The organism is Burkholderia sp. MSMB1498 (assembly GCF_001526245.1).
Taxonomy (GTDB): Bacteria; Pseudomonadota; Gammaproteobacteria; order Burkholderiales; family Burkholderiaceae; genus Burkholderia; species Burkholderia savannae.
On the sequence record NZ_LOYJ01000067.1, the window covers coordinates 25,979 to 46,062 of the forward strand.

The 20,084-nt window shown below is 67.4% G+C and carries 17 protein-coding genes and 1 pseudogene; 14 read left to right on the plus strand and 4 right to left on the minus strand.

What is annotated here, in order from left to right; all coding sequences use genetic code 11:
* Positions 1-19 precede the first annotated feature (19 nt).
* A complete protein-coding gene (locus WS91_RS13900; protein ID WP_059576350.1) occupies positions 20-655 on the plus strand; it encodes a DUF938 domain-containing protein in 636 nt (211 codons plus the stop codon).
* Between the two features lie 255 nt (positions 656-910).
* Here WS91_RS13900 and WS91_RS33150 read toward each other — a convergent pair.
* A pseudogene (locus WS91_RS33150) lies at positions 911-1,045 on the minus strand (6-phosphogluconate dehydrogenase); the annotation flags it as partial.
* Here WS91_RS33150 and gndA point away from each other — a divergent pair.
* The 4 genes from gndA (at position 1,034) to WS91_RS13920 (ending at position 4,782) form a co-directional block, all read left to right on the plus strand.
* Entirely contained in the window at positions 1,034-2,449 is a 1,416-nt protein-coding gene (gene gndA / locus WS91_RS13905) for an NADP-dependent phosphogluconate dehydrogenase (protein ID WP_038743453.1), read from the plus strand. The pseudogene WS91_RS33150 and the gene gndA sit on opposite strands and share 12 nt — an antisense overlap.
* A 199-nt stretch (positions 2,450-2,648) precedes the next feature.
* Positions 2,649-2,981, plus strand: coding sequence for a DUF4148 domain-containing protein (locus tag WS91_RS13910; protein WP_038743454.1), 333 nt, complete (start codon positions 2,649-2,651; stop codon positions 2,979-2,981).
* Positions 2,982-3,398: 417 nt separating this feature from the next.
* Positions 3,399-3,710: a cupin domain-containing protein gene (locus WS91_RS13915; protein ID WP_059576346.1), complete on the plus strand. Its 312-nt coding sequence runs from the start codon at positions 3,399-3,401 to the stop codon at positions 3,708-3,710.
* Positions 3,711-4,032: 322 nt separating this feature from the next.
* On the plus strand, positions 4,033-4,782 hold the full coding sequence (locus tag WS91_RS13920) for a peptidoglycan DD-metalloendopeptidase family protein (protein ID WP_186448652.1): 750 nt from the start codon (positions 4,033-4,035) through the stop codon (positions 4,780-4,782).
* 99 nt (positions 4,783-4,881) lie between these two features.
* Here WS91_RS13920 and WS91_RS13925 read toward each other — a convergent pair whose 3' ends face one another.
* A complete protein-coding gene (locus WS91_RS13925; RefSeq protein WP_038743460.1) occupies positions 4,882-5,517 on the minus strand; it encodes a Pr6Pr family membrane protein in 636 nt (211 codons plus the stop codon).
* Positions 5,518-5,792: 275 nt separating this feature from the next.
* On the opposite strand from WS91_RS13925, the gene WS91_RS13930 reads away from it, so the two are divergent.
* The 5 genes from WS91_RS13930 (at position 5,793) to WS91_RS13950 (ending at position 11,756) form a co-directional block, all read left to right on the plus strand.
* Entirely contained in the window at positions 5,793-6,329 is a 537-nt protein-coding gene (locus tag WS91_RS13930) for a cytochrome b (RefSeq protein WP_038743462.1), read from the plus strand.
* A gap of 295 nt (positions 6,330-6,624) precedes the next feature.
* A complete protein-coding gene (locus WS91_RS13935; RefSeq protein ID WP_038743464.1) occupies positions 6,625-7,014 on the plus strand; it encodes a DUF2946 domain-containing protein in 390 nt (129 codons plus the stop codon).
* 87 nt (positions 7,015-7,101) lie between these two features.
* On the plus strand, positions 7,102-9,294 hold the full coding sequence (locus WS91_RS13940) for a TonB-dependent copper receptor (protein ID WP_059670438.1): 2,193 nt from the start codon (positions 7,102-7,104) through the stop codon (positions 9,292-9,294).
* A gap of 329 nt (positions 9,295-9,623) precedes the next feature.
* Complete coding sequence (locus WS91_RS13945) at positions 9,624-10,718, plus strand: esterase/lipase family protein (RefSeq protein ID WP_059576334.1); 1,095 nt, start codon at positions 9,624-9,626, stop codon at positions 10,716-10,718.
* A 3-nt stretch (positions 10,719-10,721) separates the two neighbouring features.
* Entirely contained in the window at positions 10,722-11,756 is a 1,035-nt protein-coding gene (locus WS91_RS13950) for a lipase secretion chaperone (protein ID WP_038743470.1), read from the plus strand.
* Between the two features lie 129 nt (positions 11,757-11,885).
* Here WS91_RS13950 and pdxR read toward each other — a convergent pair whose 3' ends face one another.
* The gene (pdxR, locus tag WS91_RS13955) at positions 11,886-13,415 is read right to left on the minus strand and encodes a MocR-like pyridoxine biosynthesis transcription factor PdxR (protein ID WP_038743473.1); all 1,530 of its coding nucleotides are present in this window, start codon (positions 13,413-13,415) and stop codon (positions 11,886-11,888) included.
* Between the two features lie 108 nt (positions 13,416-13,523).
* Here pdxR and WS91_RS13960 point away from each other — a divergent pair, with 108 nt between their 5' ends.
* From WS91_RS13960 to WS91_RS13975, 4 genes are all read left to right on the plus strand, one after another.
* Positions 13,524-14,636, plus strand: coding sequence for an ABC transporter ATP-binding protein (locus WS91_RS13960; protein ID WP_059670439.1), 1,113 nt, complete (start codon positions 13,524-13,526; stop codon positions 14,634-14,636).
* Between the two features lie 74 nt (positions 14,637-14,710).
* The gene (locus WS91_RS13965; RefSeq protein WP_059670440.1) at positions 14,711-15,757 is read left to right on the plus strand and encodes an ABC transporter substrate-binding protein; all 1,047 of its coding nucleotides are present in this window, start codon (positions 14,711-14,713) and stop codon (positions 15,755-15,757) included.
* Between the two features lie 108 nt (positions 15,758-15,865).
* The gene (locus WS91_RS13970) at positions 15,866-17,125 is read left to right on the plus strand and encodes an ABC transporter permease (protein ID WP_059670522.1); all 1,260 of its coding nucleotides are present in this window, start codon (positions 15,866-15,868) and stop codon (positions 17,123-17,125) included.
* A gap of 28 nt (positions 17,126-17,153) precedes the next feature.
* A complete protein-coding gene (locus WS91_RS13975; RefSeq protein ID WP_038743860.1) occupies positions 17,154-17,993 on the plus strand; it encodes an ABC transporter permease in 840 nt (279 codons plus the stop codon).
* A 126-nt stretch (positions 17,994-18,119) separates the two neighbouring features.
* On the opposite strand, the gene WS91_RS13980 is transcribed toward WS91_RS13975, so the two are convergent.
* Positions 18,120-19,868, minus strand: coding sequence for a S53 family peptidase (locus tag WS91_RS13980; RefSeq protein ID WP_059670441.1), 1,749 nt, complete (start codon positions 19,866-19,868; stop codon positions 18,120-18,122).
* Between the last annotated feature and the right edge of the window lie 216 nt (positions 19,869-20,084).

The following is a 20,084-nucleotide window of genomic DNA, read 5'->3' on the forward strand; positions in this document are numbered from 1 at the left end:
CACACCGTTTCGCTTCGTCATGCCGATCGATTCCGCTTCGCGCCAATGGGCGCCCGCCGCCGAACGCAATCGCGAGCCGATTCTCGACGTGCTCAAGCGCGTGCTGCCCGCGCGGGGCACCGTGCTCGAGATCGCGAGCGGCACTGGCCAGCACGCGGTGCATTTCGCGGCCGCGTTGCCCGACCTCGTCTGGCAGCCGACCGACACCGAAGCCGCCGCGCGCGCGTCGATTGACGCGTGGGCGGCCGATGCCGCGCTGCCGAACCTGCGCGCGCCGCTCGCGCTCGACGTATGCGCCGAGCCGTGGCCGCTCGCCGCCGCCGATGCGATCGTCTGCATCAACATGATCCACATCGCGCCGTGGGCGGCCGCGTGCGCGCTTTTCGACGGCGCGGCGCGCCTGCTGCCCGACGGCGGCGTGCTGTATCTGTACGGGCCGTATCGCCGGGGCGGCGCGCACACGGCCGAATCGAACGCGCGGTTCGATGCGCAACTGCGCGGCCGCCATCCGGCGTGGGGCGTGCGCGATCTGGAGGCGGTGGTCGAGCTCGGGCGGGCGGCGGGCCTCGCGCTCGACGAGATCGTGGAGATGCCGGCGAACAATCTGAGCGTCGTGTTCCGCAAGCGCACGCAGGCGCGTGATTCAGGCTCGTGATGCGCGGGTGCGGCATCGCGGCGCTCGCGCGAGGGTCGAGCGCGCGAGCGCGACGCGAGCGTAGCGGCGTGGCCCTTCGGTCGTCGCGGGCGCAACGCGATCCGTTCACGCACATACTCGGAAGCACCCCGAAGCGACGCCGCAATGCCGCCGACGCGGCGTCGTTTCACGCTGGATCGACGCGCGTAACCCGCGTCGAACCGCCGTCGAGCCACAGTCGAACGGTCCTTTAGCCGCCGCCGCGCGGGTGATCGATCGCCGCCGAATCGTCTCCGAACGCCTCCCGTTCCCGGGCGCACTCGCGCGGTTTCCCTTATCCTTGCGCCTATGCGCGCGGCCCCGGTGGGTCGCGCCCTGTTTTTTCCGGAGAATTGAACAATGGGTAAACAAGCAATCGGTGTGGTCGGTCTCGCGGTGATGGGGCGCAATTTGGCCTTGAATATCGAAAGCCGTGGCTATGCGGTGTCGGTCTACAACCGCAGCCGCGAGAAGACCGACGAACTGATCGCCGAATTTCCCGATCGCAAGCTCGTGCCGACCCACACGCTCGAGGAGTTCGTCGCGTCGCTCGAGACGCCGCGCCGCATCCTCCTGATGGTGAAGGCGGGCGAAGCGACCGATGCAACGATCGCGGCGCTCAAGCCGCTGCTCGACAAGGGCGACGTGCTGATCGACGGCGGCAACACGCACTTCACCGACACGATCCGCCGCAACCAGGAGCTTGCGCAGGCGGGCCTGCACTTCATCGGCACGGGCGTGTCGGGCGGCGAGGAGGGCGCGCTGCGCGGCCCGTCGATCATGCCGGGCGGCCAGCGCGACGCGTACGATCTCGTCGAGCCGATTCTCAAGCAAATCGCCGCGAAGGCGCCCGCCGACGGCGAGCCGTGCGTCGCGTACATGGGGCCGGACGGCGCGGGCCACTATGTGAAGATGGTCCACAACGGCATCGAATACGGCGACATGCAGCTGATCGCGGAGAGCTACGCGGTGCTCAAGCAGGTCGCGGGCTTGACCAACGACGAGCTCGGCGCGGTCTACACCGAATGGAATCAGGGCGAGCTCGACAGCTACCTGATCGAGATCACCGCGAAGATCTTCGGCAAGAAGGACGACGAGACCGGCAAGCACCTCGTCGACGTGATTCTCGACCGCGCCGCGCAGAAGGGCACGGGCAAGTGGACGAGCCAGAACGCGCTCGACCTCGGCGTGCCGCTGCCGCTCATCACCGAATCGGTGTTCGCGCGTGTGCTGTCGTCGCTGAAGGATCAGCGCGTCGCCGCGAGCGAAGTGCTGACGGGGCCGGCGCCCGCGCCGCTCGAAGGCGATCGCGCCGCGTTCGTCGAATCGGTGCGCCGCGCGCTGTATCTGTCGAAGGTGATCTCGTACGCGCAAGGCTTCGCGCAGCTCGACACGGCGTCGAAGGAATACGGCTGGAATCTCGATCTCGGCGCGATCGCGAAGATCTTCCGGGCGGGCTGCATCATCCGCGCGCGCTTCCTGCAGAAGATCACGGACGCATACGCGAAGAACGCCGCGCTCGCGAATCTGCTGCTCGATCCGTACTTCCAGGACATCGCCGCGAACTACCAGTCCGCGCTGCGCGACGTCGTGATCGCCGCGGTGAAGGCGGGCGTGCCCGTGCCGGCGTTCGCGTCGGCGGTTGCGTACTTCGACAGCTATCGGTCGGCGCGCCTGCCGGCGAACCTGGTGCAGGCGCAGCGCGATTTCTTCGGCGCGCACACGTTCGAGCGCACCGACAAGCCGGGTAGCTTCCACGCGAACTGGGCCGAATGACACCTGGGATCGGTAATTGTTGCACTCGCCACTGTTATTAGTAGGGTTTCTCTAGAGTGAGGCGGTGATTGTTGTCTCTCGCGAAACAGTGTTTTCGTTGATCCATGGTTTTCCCTAAGTGTGTCCGTGACTAGACTGTGATTAATCGCTGCTCGCATGGTGCTTGCGGCGAAGCAAAAAAAGTCACGGAGGTTTGATCATGAAATCGCTTATCGCTACCGTCGCAGTTGCCGCCGCTCTCGCCGTTCCCGCCGTTTCGTTCGCTCAGCAATCGAACGGGCCGGTGACTCGCGCGCAAGTCAAGGCCGAGCTGATCCAGCTCGAGCAAGCGGGTTACAACCCGGCCGCCGACCGCGTGAATTACCCCGAGGAAATCCAGGCTGCGGAAGCCAAGATCCACGGCCAACAAAATGTTGCCGCGCAAGCCGACACGAGCGGTTACGGTGCCCAGCCGGCGGCCGCCGCCGAAGCCGGCGCGCCGAACAAGGTCAAGCGCATCGCCGACGGCGCACCGGTCTACAAGGGCCGTTGAGCGGCACGGTCGTCCGTCGCGCGCCGCGGTTGAACGCGGGCGCGGCGAATCCAGGCCGGCGCATGGCAGTCCACTCAGCCCGCGCGTTCCATTCGATGGAGCGCGCGGGCTGAGTCTTTTGGGGCGGGAAAATGCGCGGCGGCGCGCCGGCCGGCGTCGGGTGCTGTTTCGGCGCGGCCCAAAGGCCAGGGCATTCATATACGGCATACGCGGCCCGACCCGATCCGGGCGGCCGACGGGCCGGCAGTTGTTGGCGCGACGCCGCTCCTCGCGGCGCGCAAGCGCTGCTTGCCGGACAGGGTTGGCCGACCGGCCGACCCCGGGCAATTTACATCGGGCAGGTCGGGCGAGTTACTATCCGTCCGGCTGGGCCGTGCAATCGTCGCACCGGCCGCGGCGACGCCCACGGACCTGCCCATGAAGATCATCCGCAGCAAGAGTTTCACCGCGCCGCGCGCGTGGGGCGCCGTCGACATCGCCAACATGCGCGGCATCACGACCCGCCTGCATTGGACGGATCAGCCGTACAAATGGCACGTGAACGACGGCGAGGAGGTGTTCGTCGTGCTCGACGGCCAGGTCGAGATGCGCTATCGCGACGCCGGCGGCGAGCAGGTGGCCGTTCTCGACGCGGGCGACATTTTCTTCGCGTCGACGGGGACGGAACACGTCGCGTGCCCGATCGGCGAGGCGCGGATTCTCGTCGTCGAAACCGAAGGCAGCGTTTGAGGTCCGATCGGGATGGCCAGGTCGCGATTCGCGGTGCGCTGGCCCGGTCGAGCGCAGCGCGGCCGGGCGCGGTTCGTCCCGATGCATGTCGGCCCCATGCGGCCGGTTGCGGCCCGGTTCGCAGGACGCGGCTCGGCATGACGCGGTGTGGCCGGACGCCGTTCGGCGTGACGCGGCCTCGCCTGCCCGGCCGGGCTCGATATGGCCTGGTCGGACTCGGGGCGGCTTGCGCGGCTCGGCCCGATGCGATTTGGCCGATCGCGCGCGAAGGTCGGAACGGTGGGGCGCGTGGCCGCAGTGAAGTGAATTGATGGAGGTACGCTTGAGAAGAATTCTGTTCGTCGAACGGCCCGACGTGGGCTGGACGGTGCGCGCGATGCTCGTCGCGGCGGGCGCGGCACTCGTCGGCGGTTGCACGGTGACGCCGTGGACCGATTCGTGGCAACCGACGCACGTGCCGCAGCAGCCGGCGCCACGCGCATCGTCCGGCGTGCTGGCCGGCTATTACCGTGTGAATTCGGGCGATACGCTCGCGAGCATCGCGTCCGCGTTCGGGCAGCGCACGCTGGATATCGCGAGCTGGAACCACCTGGCGCCGACCGACATGTTGGCGCCCGGCCAGGTGCTGCGCGTCGCGCCGCCGCCGAGCACGACGACGCTTGCGCCGCCGCCCGCCGCCGCGCAGCCGGAAGCGGCTGCGCCGGCGCTCGCGTGGCCCGCGCACGGCACCGTGACAGCGCCGTTCGGCGCCGGCAAGAACCACGGAATCGTAATCACGGCGACGGGCGGCGACCGCACGGTGCGCGCCGCCGCGCCCGGGCGCGTCGTGTATGCAGGATCGGGCGTTGCCGCCTATGGTCCGCTCGTGATCCTGAAGCACGAGAACGGGCTCATCACCGCGTACGGGCACAACGAGAAGCTGCTCGTCAGCGAGGGCGACGCGGTGAGCGCGGGCGAGCCGGTTGCGGAGATGTCGACCGACGCGAGCGGCCGCTCGACGTTCGAGTTCGAAGTGCGGCGCAACGGCAAGGCCGTCGATCCGCTCGGGCTGCTGCCACGTAACGGCTACTGAACGGCCGCGCGCGCCGCTTGCCGAGCGGAGCGCGGCCTGCTTCGCGGCGCTGCCGCGTCGGGCCGGCGATCCGCGGCGCGCGAATGCGCGGCAACGTCGTCAGGCGTGCTCCGTCTGCGGCGCGAGCGAGCCGGCACGGTTGCCGAGCAGCACGATCAGCGCGGCGAATCCGAGGCTGCCCGCCGCGATCGCGCCGCTGTACGCGGCGACCATCATATAGCCGTGCGTGCGCGGATCGACGAACGGATACGGATACCAGTCGATGAGCGCGCCGCGCACGAGCGTATAGCCGAGATACGCGACCGGAAACGCAAGCCAGCGCGCGAGCTGCGACCAGTCGATCCGCACGCGCGGCGCGACGTACAGCCAGTCGAGAAACACCGCGACCGGTATGATCCGATGCAAGATCCAGTTCGTGTAATAAGGCGTCGCGTGATGCACCGCGTCCAGATGCGCAAGCAGCAACTCGTAGACGATGCCCGTGATCGCCATGTAGAGCACGACGGCGCCGCGCGCGGACTCGTATCGTCGTGACGGCGGCTTCGCCGCGAGCCACAGGCCCGCGAGCAGCACGATGGCCGTGTACAGGCTGCTGAGTTGGGTGAAGTAGCTAAGGAAATTGTCGAGCCGAAAGGTCGGCGCGTTCCATCTGAGTGCGATGCTATGGCACGTCGCGGAAAGGATCAGCCCGCAGCCAGCGAGCCTGTAGGCTGAGACAAAAGCGGCTTTCTGCATGATGGGGCCTTGCGTGTTGCGATGACGCGGGCGTCGTGGCACAACCGTGCCCGACCGCTCGAATATTGAATCGAGAATAGTTCAAGCATCGCTACACCGACATGCGGCTCTACCCGAGCCTGAGCGTCATGCGAGCGGCGATCCTCGGCCCGCGATCGCGCGGAAACTTGATTCAGCCGCATGGCCCACGCATCGCGCGTCATTACAATCCGATGACGTCGCGCGCGATACGGCGCGCGATGCAGTGGTCCCCCTCAATACGAACGAGACGAATCATGAATCGCATCCTTGCCGGCCAGGCGCGCTACAACCGTCCCGCCGTCTTCTTCCATTGGGCGATCTTCCTGCTCGTCGCGCTCGCGTATCTCGCGATCGAGGTGCGCGGGCCGAAGGGCACCGACAGCCGGGTGTTCTGGTCGAACGTCCATTACCTTGCCGGCGCGCTCGTGCTGGCGTTTGCGGCGCTGCGGATCGTCTGGCGCTTCGCGAGCCGCGCGCCGGACGAATTGCCGCAGCCGGCGTGGCTCGCGCTGCTCGCGAAGCTCGCGCATCTCGCGCTGTACGTGTTCATCGTGGCGCAGCCGCTTCTCGGCATCATGACGCTGAACTTCGGCGGCAAGCCCGTGACGCTCGCATGGATCGACTGGTCGTTCACGCTGTTCAGCCCGAATCCGGGCCTGCGCCCGGCGATCAAGGAAGCGCACGAATTGATCGGCAACGTGTTCTATTACGTGATCGGCCTGCACGCGCTCGCCGCGCTCTGGCATCACTTCGTGAAGCGCGACGAGACGCTGCGCAGAATGACGTTCTGACGCGCTTGGTCTTCACGGCGCGCATCGTTGCGGATGCAACGATGCGCGTGCGCGGCTGGCGCGCAGCTGCAGCCCCGCAGCCGCTGCAGCCCCGCACCCGCACCCGCACCCGCACCCGCACCCGCACCCGCACCCGCACCCGCGACTGCACCTGCACCTGCACCTGCGACGGCGACGGCGACGGCGCCTGCGCCTGCGGCGGAGACCGCGACCGCGACCGTTTCGCGCTATCCAAGCCCGCAAACATTCTGTAACATTCGGGCGGCTTTACATTTCCTTTACGCAACACCGCGCCATGTCCAACCGATTCCGCAAACTGACTGCCTGGCTGGGCATGCTTGCGATCTGGTTGGCGATCGTCGCGCCGCTCGTCTCGCAGGCGAACGCGCGGCTCGCCGCGCGTTCCGATGCCGTGATCTGCGGCGACGAGCACCACGCTCGGGCGGTCGAAGCGGGCGTCGCGCCGGGCGATGCAGCGCACGGCGGCGCGCACCATGCGCTGCATCTCGACGCCTGCGGATATTGCGCATTCTTCGCGCACGGCCCGGCGATCGGCGTGGCCGCGCCCTCCGTCTTCTCCGCGCACGTGGCGGCCGTCGCGCCGGCCGTCTTCTCTCGCGCAGTCGAGCCTTCGCTCGAGCGCTACACGCGCGCCTATCCGCGCGCCCCGCCGAAAGACGCCTGAACGCCTGATTTCATTTCCATTCATGCCGTCCCCGCATCCGTTCGATCCGACGATCGCGCGGAAGGGGCGTCTTTCGAGTTTCGATTCATGACATCCAAGTTCTTGTGTCACGCGCACGCCGCGCGTGGAGACCGTGCGCGCCGCCGGCGGCGCGCGATCAGCCTGACCGTCCCCGCGCTCGCGGCGGGCGCCTTCCACCTCGCGCCGGCCGTCGCGCAGACGGCCGGGCCGGGACACCGGCACGATGCGGCCGGCGCGACGAGCAGCACGACGAGCAGCACGACGAGCAATACGCCGACCAGCACGCCGGCGGACGCGCCCGTGCTGCCGACGATCGAGGTCGTCGCGGCGCCCGAATCGACGCCGCTCGTCGTCGTCACCGATCCGAAAACGCCGCGCCAGCCGCTGCCCGCGAGCGACGGCGCCGATTATCTGAAGACGATTCCCGGCTTCGCGTCGATCCGCAGCGGCGGCACGAACGGCGATCCGGTGCTGCGCGGGATGTTCGGCTCGCGCCTGAACATCGTCGCGAACGGCATGCCGACGCTCGGCGCGTGCCCAGGCCGGATGGACGCGCCGACGTCGTACATCGCGCCCGAGAGCTATGACAAGGTGACGGTCGTCAAGGGGCCGCAGACCGTCTTGTACGGACCGGGCGCGTCCGCCGGCACGGTACTGTTCGAGCGCGTGACGCCGCGCTTCAAGACGCCGGGCATGCGCTTCGAGGGCAGCGTCGTGGGCGGCTCGTTCGGGCGCAACGACCAGAACGTCGACGTGACGGCCGGCACGCCGGACTTCTACGGCCGCGTGAGCGCGAACCACGCGCATTCGCAGGATTACGAGGACGGCAACGGCCGCACGGTGCCGTCGCAGTGGGACAAATGGAATGCCGACGCGGCGCTCGGCTGGACGCCCGACGACAACACGCGGCTCGAGCTGACGGCGGGCACGGGCGACGGCTACGCGCGCTACGCGGGCCGTGGGATGGACGGCGCGCACTTCCGGCGCGAGACGTTCGGCTTGAAGTTCGACAAGAAGCACATCGGCGACGTGCTCGACCGGATCGAGGCGCAGGTCTTCTACAACGAAGCCGATCACGTGATGGACAACTACACGCTGCGCATGCCCGATCCGACGAGCAGCATGCCGATGCGCATGGCGTCCGAAGTGCGTCGCCGCACGTTCGGCGCGCGCGTCGCGGCGACGCTGCGCTTCACCGACGCGTTCAAGCTCGTGACGGGCGTCGACGCGCAGTCGAACCGCCTCGATTCGCGCTCGGCGATGGGAATGCAGAACTACGGCGACATGCCGTGGAATCCGCAGGCGAACATGTGGAACGCGGGCGCGTTCGGCGAGCTGACCTGGTATGCGAGCGATGCGTCGCGCGTGATCGGCGGCGCGCGAATCGATTACGCGGCTGCGCGCGACAAGCGCGCGATGATCAGCGGCATGATGATGAGCATGCGCAACCCGACGTTCGACGATCTGCGCTCGCGCGTGCTGCCGAGCGGCTTCGTGCGCTACGAGCGCGATCTCGCGTCGCTGCCCGTCACGTGGTACGCGGGAATCGGTCACACGGAACGCTTTCCTGATTATTGGGAACTGTTCTCGGCGAAGCGCGGGCCCGCCGGATCGGTCAACGCGTTCTCGGCGATCGAGCCCGAGAAGACGACGCAGCTCGACGTCGGCGCGCAGTACAAGAGCGACAAGCTGGACGCGTGGGTGTCCGCGTATGCGGGCTACGTGCAGGATTTCATCCTGTTCGACTACGCGACGGGCCCGATGGGGCAGACGACCCAGGCGACGAACGTCAACGCGCAGATCATGGGCGGCGAAGTCGGCGCTTCGTGGCGACCGCTCGCGCCGTGGCGCTTCGACGCGTCGCTCGCGTATGCGTGGGGACGCAACGTGCAAAGCGGCGCGCCGCTGCCGCAGATGCCGCCGCTCGAAGCGCGCTTGGGCGTCGAATACTCGCGCGGGCCGTGGTCGGCGGGCGGGTTGTGGCGAGTCGTTGCGCCGCAACATCGCTATGCCCTGAACGAGGGCAACGTCGTCGGCAAGGACTTCGGCCCGAGCGCCGGTTTCGGCGTGCTGTCGCTGCACGCGCAGTACAACGTGAGCAAGGCGGTGCAGATCTCGGTCGGCATCGACAACGTGCTCGACAAGGCTTATGCGGAGCACCTGAACCTCGCGGGCAACGCCGGCTTCGGCTACCCGGCGAACATGCCCGTCACGGAGCCCGGCCGCACCGCCTGGGTCCGCTTGAGCACCAAGCTCTAAGCTTTCGCCGGTCCCTTCCTTTCCCTCGCATCGCGGTGCAGCATCCGCGATGCGGGCGGTCTACCCGCTTCGCATCGCCGCTAGCGTCAATCGATTAGAGAGCCGCGTCTAACCGACGGAAAATTTTCGTTAGGCATGCTTCACTCCGTTAGCCGACGCAGGGGGGCGTTCGTTTAAATCGTCAAAGATCGTCATCGAGCCCTAGGCAGCATCGTTGGGCCGTGCAACTGTGTCGGCGTGCGGGCTGCGTCTTCGCGCGGTGCGAAACGTAGTCATGCGAACAGAAGCGATATCCCCATCCGATACGATTCAAACAACAGGAGACGTACATGGCCAGATCGATGCGATCCAAAGCAGTAGCGGCAGCCGTTGCATTCGCGATGAGCGCGGCGCCCGCCGCGAGCATCGGAACCTTCCTCTCGCTTGCAGGCATGCAATCCGCCGCGGCGGCGACGACAGCCGTGGACACCTACGCGGCGACCAAATACCCGATCATCCTCGTGCACGGCCTGACCGGCACCGACAAATACGCGAACGTTCTCGAATATTGGTACGGCATCCAGGAAGATCTGCAGGCGCACGGCGCGACCGTCTACGTCGCGAACCTGTCCGGCTTCCAGAGCGACGACGGGCCGAACGGCCGCGGCGAGCAACTGCTCGCGTACGTGCAGCAGGTGCTCGCCGCGACGGGCGCGTCGAAGGTGAACCTGATCGGCCACAGCCAGGGCGGGCTCACCTCGCGCTACGTTGCTGCGGTCGCGCCGCAGCTCGTCGCGTCGGTGACGACGATCGGCACGCCGCATCGAGGCTCGGAGTTCGCCGACTTCGTGCAGACCGTGCTGGCTTACGATCCGACGGGCCTGTCGTCGTCGGTGATCGCCGCGTTCGTCAATGTGTTCGGCATCCTGACGAGCAGCAACAACAACACGAACCAGAACGCGCTCGCCGCGCTGAAGACGCTCACGACGGCGCAGACCGCAACCTACAACCAGAACTATCCGAGCGCGGGGCTCGGCGCGCCGGGCTCGTGCCAGACGGGCGCGCCGACCGAGACGGTCGGCGGCAACACGCATCTGCTGTATTCGTGGGGCGGCACGGCGATTCAGCCGACGGTGTCGATTCTCGGCGTGACGGGCGCGACCGATACGAGCACGATTCCGGTCGTCGATCCGGCGAATGCGCTCGATCCGTCGACGCTCGCGATGCTCGGCTCCGGCACGGTGATGATCAATCGCGGTTCCGGCGCGAACGACGGACTCGTGTCGCGTTGCAGCTCGCTGTACGGCCAGGTGCTCAGCACGAGCTACAAGTGGAATCACCTCGACGAGATCAATCAGCTGCTCGGCGTGCGCGGCGCGTATGCGGAAGACCCGGTTGCGGTGATCCGCACGCATGCGAACCGGCTGAAGACGCAGGGTGTGTGATCGATGAAGGGTGAAGGCGGCATCGCGCGACGCGTCGCGCTCTATGGGGCGGCCGGCGTCGTTGCGGCCGGCGCGGTTTGGTACGTCGTCGGCGCGCCGGCGAAGCACGATGCCGGCGCGGCCGGCGTCGCGCCCGCCGCCGCCGCATCGGCGCCCGCCGTCGCGGCGGCGGGCGCCGATGCGGGTTCCGGCGCGAACGCGCTGCCGAAGTCGCTGGCGGGCTCGTCCGCGCCGCATTTGCCGCTCGATGCGCAAGGCCATCTCGCAAAAGTGCGCGCGGTGCGCGACTTCTTCGATTACTGCCTGAGCGCGCAGAACGAGCTGAGCCCGCAGGCGCTCGATGCGCTCGTCTCGCGCGAGATCGCCGCGCAGCTCGACGGCACGGTCGCGCAGGGCGAGGCGCTCGACGTGTGGAAACGCTATCGCGCATATCTCGCCGAGCTCGCGAAGCTGCCGGACGGCGGCGCGCCCGGCAACAAGTTCGATCTCGCGACGATGCAGCTCGCGCTCGATCAGCGCGCGTCGATCGCGAGCCGCACGCTCGGCGACTGGAGCGCGCCGTTCTTCGGCGCCGAGCAGCAGCGGCAGCGCTACGATCTCGCGCGGTTGAGGATCATGCAGGACGCGTCGCTGACGGATGCGCAGAAGGCCGCGCGCCTCGCGGCGCTCGAGCAGCAGTTGCCGCTCGATCAACGCACCGAGCTCGCGCGTGAAAAGCAGCAGAAGGATGCGATCGCGCAGATCGCGCAACTGCAGAAGTCGGGGGCGTCGCCCGACGAAATGCGCGCGCAGCTCGCGCAATCGCTCGGCGCGCAAGCCGCGGATCGCGTCGCGAAGATGCAGCAGGCGAATGACGCGTGGCGTGCGAAGTACGACGAGTATGCGGCGCAGCGCGCGCAGATCGATGCGCAGAATCTGGCGCCGCAGGATCGCGACGCGCAGGTCGCGCAGCTGCGGCAGCGCTATTTCACGGAGCCGGGCGAGGCGCTGCGCGCGGCGTCGCTCGATCGCGGCGGCGCGGCGACGCAGACGCAATAGCGCGTCGGGCACGCGCGCATGCGGCATGCGCGCGTGCGTGTGCGCATCCCTCGTTCGAGAGCGGGGCGCGCGCGTGCCCGGTTATGCCGCGTCTGCCGCGCATCACGCGCATCACGCACATCACGCACATCACGCGACACGCCGCTTCCCGCTTCGATCCAGATGCACTTCGATTGTTTGCGCGAGCGTATCGAACGCAGGCGCGATCCGCTCGTTCGGCACGCACGCATAGCCGAGCAGCAAGCCCTCGCGCGCCGTCTGCGCATGGTTGTAATACGTGGTGAGCGGACGCACGATCACGCCCGCGTCGAACGCGGTTTGCGTGATCGCACGATCATCGCAGCCGTTCGGCAGTCCGATCACGAGGTGCAGGCCCGCTTCGTCGCCCATCACCGGCAGCGCGTCGCCGAAGCGCGCGCGGATCGCATCGATCAGCAACTGCCGGCGCTCGCCGTACAGCGCGCGCATCCGGCGCACGTGCGACGTCAGATAGCCGTCCATGATGAACTCGGCGAGCACCGCCTGTTGCATCAACTGTCCTTCGCGATACAGCTCGGACAGCCCCGTCCTGAACGTTTCGACGAGATGCTCGGGCACCACCATGTAGCCGAGCCGCAGGCTCGGGAACAGCATCTTGCCGAGGCTGCCGACGTAGATCACGCGGCCCGCGTCGTCGAGCCCCTGCAGCGACGCGAGCGGCCGGCTGCCGTAGCGGAACTCGCTGTCGTAATCGTCCTCGATGATCCAGCATTGATGCTGCCGTGCATATTCGAGCAGCATCCGCCGCCGTGCGAGGCTCATCACCATGCCGAGCGGATATTGATGCGACGGCGTGACGAGCGCGAGCCGCGGCGGATGCTTCAGATCCTGCGCGCGCGGCGCGAGCCCTTCGTGATCGACGGGCACGGGCGCGAGCACGAGGCCCGCCGCTTGCAGCACGCTGCGCACGCCCCAGTAGCATGGCTCCTCGACCCACGCGCGATCGCCGACGTCCGCGAGGAGCCGCACCGACAGGTCGATCGACTGATGAATTCCGGTCGTGATGATGATCTGGTCGGGCGAGCATTTGACTGAGCGCGCGACGCGCAGATAGTCCGACAGCGCCCGGCGCAGCGGCCGGTAGCCGCCGCCCGGCGCGTAGGTGAGCAGCTCGGGATTCGCTTCCTTCCACAGCCGCGCCTGCAAGCGGCTCCACGTGCGCGCCGGAAACTCCGACACGTCAGGCACGCCCGGCATGAACGCCCCCCACTGGCGGCGCGACACGCCCGCGTGCTCGATGAGCTGCGCGCCGCGCGTCGACAGCGCGCCGTGCGCGCGCTGCCGCGCGGCGAGCGACTCGTCCGACGCGTGCGTGTGCGCGCCGGCTTGTGCGCGCATCGCCGCGGCGTCGGGGCGCGTATCGGCGACGTAGGTGCCGCTGCCCGTCGTCGTCAGCACGTAGCCTTCGGTCGTCAACTGGTCGTACACGTGCAGCACGGTATTGCGCGCGATCGCGAGATCGGTCGCGAGCGTGCGCGAGCTCGGCAGCTTGGTGCCGGGCGTGAGCTCCCCCGACAGGATCGCCTGCTGCATCAAGCGCAGCAGTTGCCGGTACATCGGCTCGGCCGAGTGCCGCTCGAGCCGCGCGGCGAGCCAGTCGGAGAGGATCACGGTGTCCAAAGTGGTTCTACCGAAAATATTGAAATGGTTCCCTATTGTAGGACCGTGTGCGCCGTATAGTGAATCGCATCTCGAAATATCGAGCCAGGACGAAAAGGGGACGGGACGATGAAGACCGATGATGCGATCGTCAGCTTTCGCGGCGTGCGCAAGACCTACGACGGCGAAACGCTCGTCGTCAAATCGCTCGATCTGGACATCCGGCGCGGCGAATTCCTGACGCTGCTCGGGCCGTCCGGCTCGGGCAAGACCACGTGCCTGATGATGCTCGCGGGTTTCGAATTCCCGACGGGCGGCGAGATTCGCCTCGACGGCGAGCTGCTGAACCACGTGCCGCCGCATAAGCGCCACATCGGCATGGTGTTCCAGAATTACGCGCTCTTTCCTCATCTGACCGTCGCGCAGAACGTCGACTATCCGCTGAGCGTGCGCCGGATGCCCGCCGCCGAGCGCAAGACGCGCGTCGCCGCCGCGCTCGAGATGGTGCGGATGGAGCGCTTCGCGAAGCGCTATCCGGCGCAGCTGTCGGGCGGCCAGCAGCAGCGGATCGCGCTCGCGCGCGCGCTCGTGTTCGAGCCGAAGCTCGTGCTGATGGACGAACCGCTCGGCGCGCTCGACAAGCAACTGCGCGAACACATGCAGTACGAACTGAAGGCGCTGCACGAAAAGCTCGGGCTGACCTTCGTCTACGTGACGCACGATCAGGGCGAGGCGCTGACGATGTCCGATCGCGTCGCGGTGTTCGACAAGGGCGTCGTGCAGCAGCTCGACACCGTCGATCGGCTCTATGAATCGCCGTGCAACGAATTCGTCGCGAATTTCATCGGCGACAGCAACCGGCTGCGCGGCACCGTCGCGAGCGTGAACGGCGAGTTCTGCGAATTCCGGCTCGACGACGGCACGCGTCTCGTCGGCCTGAACGCAGGCAGCGCGCAAGCGGGCGCGGCGGGCGTCGCGTGCATCCGCCCCGAGCGGATGAGCGTCGCGCCGGGCGGCGGCCGCGCGGCGAACGGTGCGGCAAACGGTGCGGCAAACGCGCTGTCCGGCGAAGCGCGCAGTCTCATCTACTTCGGCGACCACGTGCGGATGCGCTGCGCGCTGCCGGGGCAGGACGAATGCTTCGTCAAGGTGCCGCTCGGCACGGGCGCGCTCGACGCGTTCACGCCGGGCGCGCCGATCTCGCTCGAGTTCCGGCCCGAGCATCTGCGGGTTTTCGCATGATCGCGAGGCCGGGCGCCACGCATCGCGTTTCGCACAACAACCACGCTTCATCACCTGTCACGAGAGGAAACATCATGGACCACACGTTCTCCACGCCGCGCCGCGCGGTCGCGCTGCTGTCGCTCGCCGCGTTCTGCACGGCGGCGGGCGCGGCCGAGCTGACCGTCGTCAACTTCGGCGGCGCGAACGGCGACGCGCAGAAGGCCGCGTTCAACCAGCCGTTCGAGAAGGCGACCGGCAACAAGGTCACGGCCGTCGAGTACAACGGCGAGCAGGCGAAGGTGAAGGCGATGGTCGAGGCGAAGCACGTGAACTGGGACGTCGTCGAGGTCGAATCGGGCGATCTGAATCGCGGCTGCGACGAAGGGCTGTACGAGAAGCTCGACTGGACGAAGATCGCAAAGCAGTCCGATCTGATTCCCGAATCGCCGCAAACGTGCGGCGTCGGTTTCTTCGTCTGGTCGACGGCGCTTGCGTACAACGCGGACAAGCTGAAGAGCGCGCCCGCCGGCTGGGCCGATTTCTGGGACGTGAAGAAATTCCCGGGCAAGCGCGGGATGCGCAAGGGCGCGCGCTACAACCTCGAGTTCGCGCTGATGGCGGACGGCGTCGCGCCGAAGGACGTCTACAAGGCGCTCGCGACGAAGGCGGGCCAGGACCGCGCGTTCAAGAAGCTCGACGAGCTGAAGCCGAACATCCAGTGGTGGGAGGCGGGCGCGCAGCCGCCGCAGTTTCTCGTCGCGGGCGATGTGGTGATGTCGACCGCGTACAACGGCCGGATCGGCGCCGCGCAAAAGGAAGGGAAGAACCTCAAGGTCGTCTGGAGCGGCAGCATCTACGATCTGGACTACTGGGCGATTCCCAAAGGCTCGCCGAACAAGGCGCTCGCCGAGCAGTACATCGCGTACACGCTCTCGCCTAAGCCGCAGCAGGCCTATGCGCAGCACATCTCGTACGGCCCCGCGAACGTCGCCGCGATCAAGGCGCTCGACGCGAAGACGCTTGCGAACCTGCCGAATTCGCCGGCGAACGGCAAGAACGCGGTACTGCAGAACATCACGTTCTGGACCGATCACGGCGACGAGCTCGAGCAGCGCTTCGCCGCGTGGGCGTCGAAGTGACGGCCGCATGAGCCGATGAAGCCACCGGCCGCGCGCGCCGCGATCATGGTGCGGCGCGCGCGGCGTTCCTTCGAACGGCGTTTCGGCCGGAGACAACCGTTGAATACGATGACGATCGCTACGCAGTCGGCGCCGCCGGCTCAATCGCTCAAGCGTGAACTGAAAGCGGCCGAGGCCAGGAAGCGCGCGACGGCGCTCTTGCTCGTCGCGCCGCTCGCGATATTCCTGCTGCTCGTGTTCGTGGTGCCGATCGGCGCGCTGCTCACGCGCGCCGTGCAGAATCCCGAGATCGCGACCGCGCTGCCGCACACGGTGGCCGCGCTGTCGAGCTGGGACCGCAAGGCGCCGCCTGCCGATGCCGCGTACGCGGCGCTTGCCGCCGACCTCACGCGGATCGCCGACGGCGAGGCGATGGGCGCGCTCGCGCGACGCCTGAACACCGAGATTCCCGGCTATCGGTCGCTCGTCGCGAAGACCGCGCGCGCGATGCCGTTGACGCGTGACGCAAACGCGCCGCTCGCGCCGGCCCAGGTACGCGCGAAGCTGATCGAGCTCGACGAGCGCTGGGGCGATCCGGCGTACTGGCAGGCGATCGCGAAGAACGGCAGCCGCTATTCGCCGTTCTATCTGCTCGCGGCGCTCGACCACCGGCAGGACGGCTTCGGCAGCGTCGTGCCCGCCGATCCCGATCAAGCGATCTATCTCGCGATCTTCGGCCGCACGCTGCTGATCGGCTTCGCGGTCACGCTGTTCGCGCTCGCGCTCGGTTATCCGCTCGCATACTGGATCTCGACGTTGCCCGAGCGCCGCGCGAATCTCGCGATGATTCTCGTGCTGATTCCGTTCTGGACGTCGGTGCTCGTGCGCGTGGCCGCGTGGATCGTGCTGCTGCAAAGCGAGGGGCTCGTCAATCGCGCGCTGATCGACGTCGGGCTGATCTCGCAGCCGCTCGCGCTGCTGTTCAATCGCGTCGGCGTGTACATCTCGATGACGCACATCTTGCTGCCGTTCATGATCCTGCCGCTCTACAGCGTGATGAAGTCGATTCCGCCGAGCTATCAGCGCGCGGCCGTGTCGCTCGGCAGCCATCCGTTCGCCGCGTTCTGGCGCGTGTACGTGCCAGAGACCTATCCGGGCGTGGGCGCGGGCGCGCTGCTCGTGTTCATCCTCGCGATCGGCTACTACATCACGCCCGCATTGCTTGGCGGTCCGAATGATCAGATGGTCAGCTACTACGTCGCGTACTTCACGAACGTGACGATCAACTGGGGGATGGCGTGCGCGCTCGGCGGCCTGTTGCTCGCCGCGACGCTCGTGCTTTACGCGGTGTACGGCCGCTTCACGCGTTCGCAACCGAGCCTCGGTTGAGCGAAGACGGGTGAACAGGGAAACGAACATGAAACTGCTTGCGAAGCCGCTCTTTGCGCCGCACATGTCGGTGGTCGAGCGCGCGTGGTATTTCGCGCTGCGCGGCCTCGTCGTGCTGACGCTGCTGTATCTGATCCTGCCCGTGCTCGCGATCGTGCCGCTGTCGTTCTCGTCGAGCACGTTCCTCGTCTATCCGATGCCGGGCTTCTCGATGCGCTGGTACGAGAACCTGCTCGCGTCCGACGAGTGGCGGATGGCCGCGAAGAACAGCTTCATCGTCGCGCCGGCGGCGACGCTCGTCGCCACCGTGCTCGGCACGCTCGCCGCGATCGGCCTCACGAAGGCGGACTTTCGCGGCAAGGGCCTGCTGATGGCGGTGCTGCTGTCGCCGATGATCGTGCCCGTCGTCGTGGTGGGCGTCGGCATGTATCTGTTCTTCGCGCCGCTCGGCCTCGCGAACACGTACACGGGGCTCATCTGCGCGCATGCGGCGCTCGGCGTGCCGTTCGTCGTGACGACCGTCGCGGCGACGCTGCAGGGATTCAACCAGAATCTCGTGCGTGCGAGCCTGTCGCTCGGCGCGAATCCGCTGACGACGTTCTTTCGCGTGACGCTGCCCGTGATCGCGCCGGGCGTGATGTCGGGCGCGCTGTTCGCGTTCGCGACGTCGTTCGACGAAGTGGTCGTCACGCTGTTCCTCGCGGGCGCCGACCAGACGACGCTGCCGCGCCAGATGTTCACCGGCATTCGCGAGAACATCAGCCCGACGATCGCCGCGCTCGCGACGATCCTCATCGTGTTCTCGACCTGTCTGCTGCTTGCGCTCGAATGGCTGCGCGGGCGCAATGCGAAGCGCGCGGTGAGTTGAGGCCGTGGTATTCGGAAGCAGGCGCGGCGCGCCTCCGGTCGCGCCGCGCTTGTCGCTTGTCGCCTGCCGCCTGCCGTCAATCGAGCGCCGCGCGGTTGCGCGCCGCGCTCGCCCACGAACGCCGGTTCAATTGAAGCCGCCCGAGCGGATCAGTTGGTTCAGGTTCGAGATGTCGATGCTGCCCCAGCCGGTCGGGTAGTCCCAGCCCTTCGACGCGTTGTAGCCGTAGCCCTGATAGCCGTTGTTGCCGGACGTGATGTCGTAGCGCACGAGCGACGCGTGCGTCAGGATCGAGTGATAGAAGCGCGCGGCCGGGAAGCCGAGGTTCGCGCCGTTCGCCGACAGGATTCGCGCCCAGAAGCCGCTGAAGATCGGCGCGGACAGGCTCGTGCCGCCGATCTGCTGCAACTGGCCGTAGTTGTAGATGTAGGCGCCGGTGCTTTGCGCGGCGTCGAACGACACGTCGGGCAGTTTGCGGTGGCTGCCCGACTGCCACGACGGATTCGGCAGGATCGTGCTGATGCCGCCGCCCGTCGCCCACAGCTTGCCGTTGCCGTCGAGCCCTTCGTTCCACACGGTCTCGTTCGAGAACGCGCCCGACGACGACGTGTAGAGCGTCGTGCCGCCGATCGCGAGCACGTGCGGTGACGACGCGGGCCACGATACCGAGTAGTTCGAACCGTCCGGATAGCCGCGGTTGTTGCATTCGTAGACGCCTTCGTCGCCCGACGACACCGCGAACGTCTGGCCCTGCGCGGCCGCCTGCGTGAAGATCTGCTCCTCGGCGGAGAGCGTGCCGTCGGCGTTCGCGTCGGTCTCGCACCAGCCGAGCGACACGTTGATCACTTTCGCCGCATTGTCCGACACGGCCTGGTTGAACGCCTGCGTGAGGCCGGTGTTGCCCGACGCGTTGAGGTCGGCCATGTAGAAGATCAGTTGTCCGACCTGACCGCCCGCGGAGCCGACGATCGACTGGCTGTCGAGATCCCATTCGCCCTGGCCTTCCTGATCGTCGCCGTAGTTGCCGCCTGAGCCGTTGGTCTGCACGGTTTGCGTCGACACGTCCGGATAGCCGTTCGCGCTCGTGAACTGCTGCAGATCCGACAACGCTTGCGACACGCCGCCGATCGTCATGATGCCGACCGTCGCGTTCGTTGCGGTCGGCACGCCGGTCGCGTCGTAGAGCGCGGGGAATTCAGACGGATAGTGGCCCGTCGCCGTGCCGGACGCGAGCGCCTGCGGCTTCGCGATCGCGCCGATCTTCGAGAGCGGCCGCGCGCGCGCGACGTTCTGCAGGCCGAGCACGGAGCCGACGACATCGCCGAGCGCGCGCGGCACTTGCGCGCTCGACGCGTTCGCAAAGCCCGAGCGGCCCGCGTATTCGAAGTGCACGAGCGACGTGTTGAACGCTTGCTTCACCGTGCCCGCGGTGCCGCGCGCGGAGACTAGCATGCGGTTCGGCGCGACGCGAATGTCGACGAAGCCGCTCTTGCGCAGATAGTCGACGACTTGTTTCACCTGCGCGTTGGTGGGCGCGTAGTTCGACAGGAACTGCGCGCTCGTGATGAATTGCCGGTACTGCGAGCTATGCGGATCGTTGACGTTGCGCGCGACGGCCTTCAGTTGCTCGGCATTGCGCAGCTTCAGGCTGACCACGACGTGCGCCGCTTCGCCGGGCGCGACTTCGAGCGACGCGGCGTTCGCGTTGCGGGCGAGCGTCTCGATCTGCGCGTGATTCAAGAAAGCTTGGGTGTGCGTATCGACCCAATCCGTCGCGCCGTATGCGACGCCGGCGGCGAACGCGAGCGGCCACACGCAGGCAAGGCGCCTGCACAGCGGGGAGAGGGTGAGTGCAAAATCGGCGGTCCTGTTCATCGAGTGTGTCCTTTTGAGAGAGTGCGACGTTGTCAAGCTCTGTCCCTTGTGGGGACGAGAGCGCGCTAAGCGTATGCGAGCACTCCGCTGTCCGGTAACTGACAGTTCGAATAGCTGTCACTGTTGACAGAGAAAAAATGACACGCCCGTTCACTATCTGAGTGATGAACGGATGATGAAAGGAAAAAGGACGGCGAATGAAATTTATTAGGATGA

Excerpts from the sequence above, each read along its gene's own strand:
- WS91_RS13900 (WP_059576350.1), top strand. The coding sequence starts at position 20 with ATGCCGATCGATTCCGCTTCGCGCCAATGGGCGCCCGCCGCCGAACGC.
- gndA (WP_038743453.1), top strand. The coding sequence starts at position 1,034 with ATGGGTAAACAAGCAATCGGTGTGGTCGGTCTCGCGGTGATGGGGCGC.
- WS91_RS13910 (WP_038743454.1), top strand. The coding sequence starts at position 2,649 with ATGAAATCGCTTATCGCTACCGTCGCAGTTGCCGCCGCTCTCGCCGTT.
- WS91_RS13915 (WP_059576346.1), top strand. The coding sequence starts at position 3,399 with ATGAAGATCATCCGCAGCAAGAGTTTCACCGCGCCGCGCGCGTGGGGC.
- WS91_RS13925 (WP_038743460.1), bottom strand. The coding sequence starts at position 5,517 with ATGCAGAAAGCCGCTTTTGTCTCAGCCTACAGGCTCGCTGGCTGCGGG.
- WS91_RS13930 (WP_038743462.1), top strand. The coding sequence starts at position 5,793 with ATGAATCGCATCCTTGCCGGCCAGGCGCGCTACAACCGTCCCGCCGTC.
- WS91_RS13935 (WP_038743464.1), top strand. The coding sequence starts at position 6,625 with ATGTCCAACCGATTCCGCAAACTGACTGCCTGGCTGGGCATGCTTGCG.
- WS91_RS13940 (WP_059670438.1), top strand. The coding sequence starts at position 7,102 with ATGACATCCAAGTTCTTGTGTCACGCGCACGCCGCGCGTGGAGACCGT.
- WS91_RS13945 (WP_059576334.1), top strand. The coding sequence starts at position 9,624 with ATGGCCAGATCGATGCGATCCAAAGCAGTAGCGGCAGCCGTTGCATTC.
- WS91_RS13950 (WP_038743470.1), top strand. The coding sequence starts at position 10,722 with ATGAAGGGTGAAGGCGGCATCGCGCGACGCGTCGCGCTCTATGGGGCG.
- WS91_RS13960 (WP_059670439.1), top strand. The coding sequence starts at position 13,524 with ATGAAGACCGATGATGCGATCGTCAGCTTTCGCGGCGTGCGCAAGACC.
- WS91_RS13965 (WP_059670440.1), top strand. The coding sequence starts at position 14,711 with ATGGACCACACGTTCTCCACGCCGCGCCGCGCGGTCGCGCTGCTGTCG.
- WS91_RS13970 (WP_059670522.1), top strand. The coding sequence starts at position 15,866 with ATGACGATCGCTACGCAGTCGGCGCCGCCGGCTCAATCGCTCAAGCGT.
- WS91_RS13975 (WP_038743860.1), top strand. The coding sequence starts at position 17,154 with ATGAAACTGCTTGCGAAGCCGCTCTTTGCGCCGCACATGTCGGTGGTC.
- WS91_RS13980 (WP_059670441.1), bottom strand. The coding sequence starts at position 19,868 with ATGAACAGGACCGCCGATTTTGCACTCACCCTCTCCCCGCTGTGCAGG.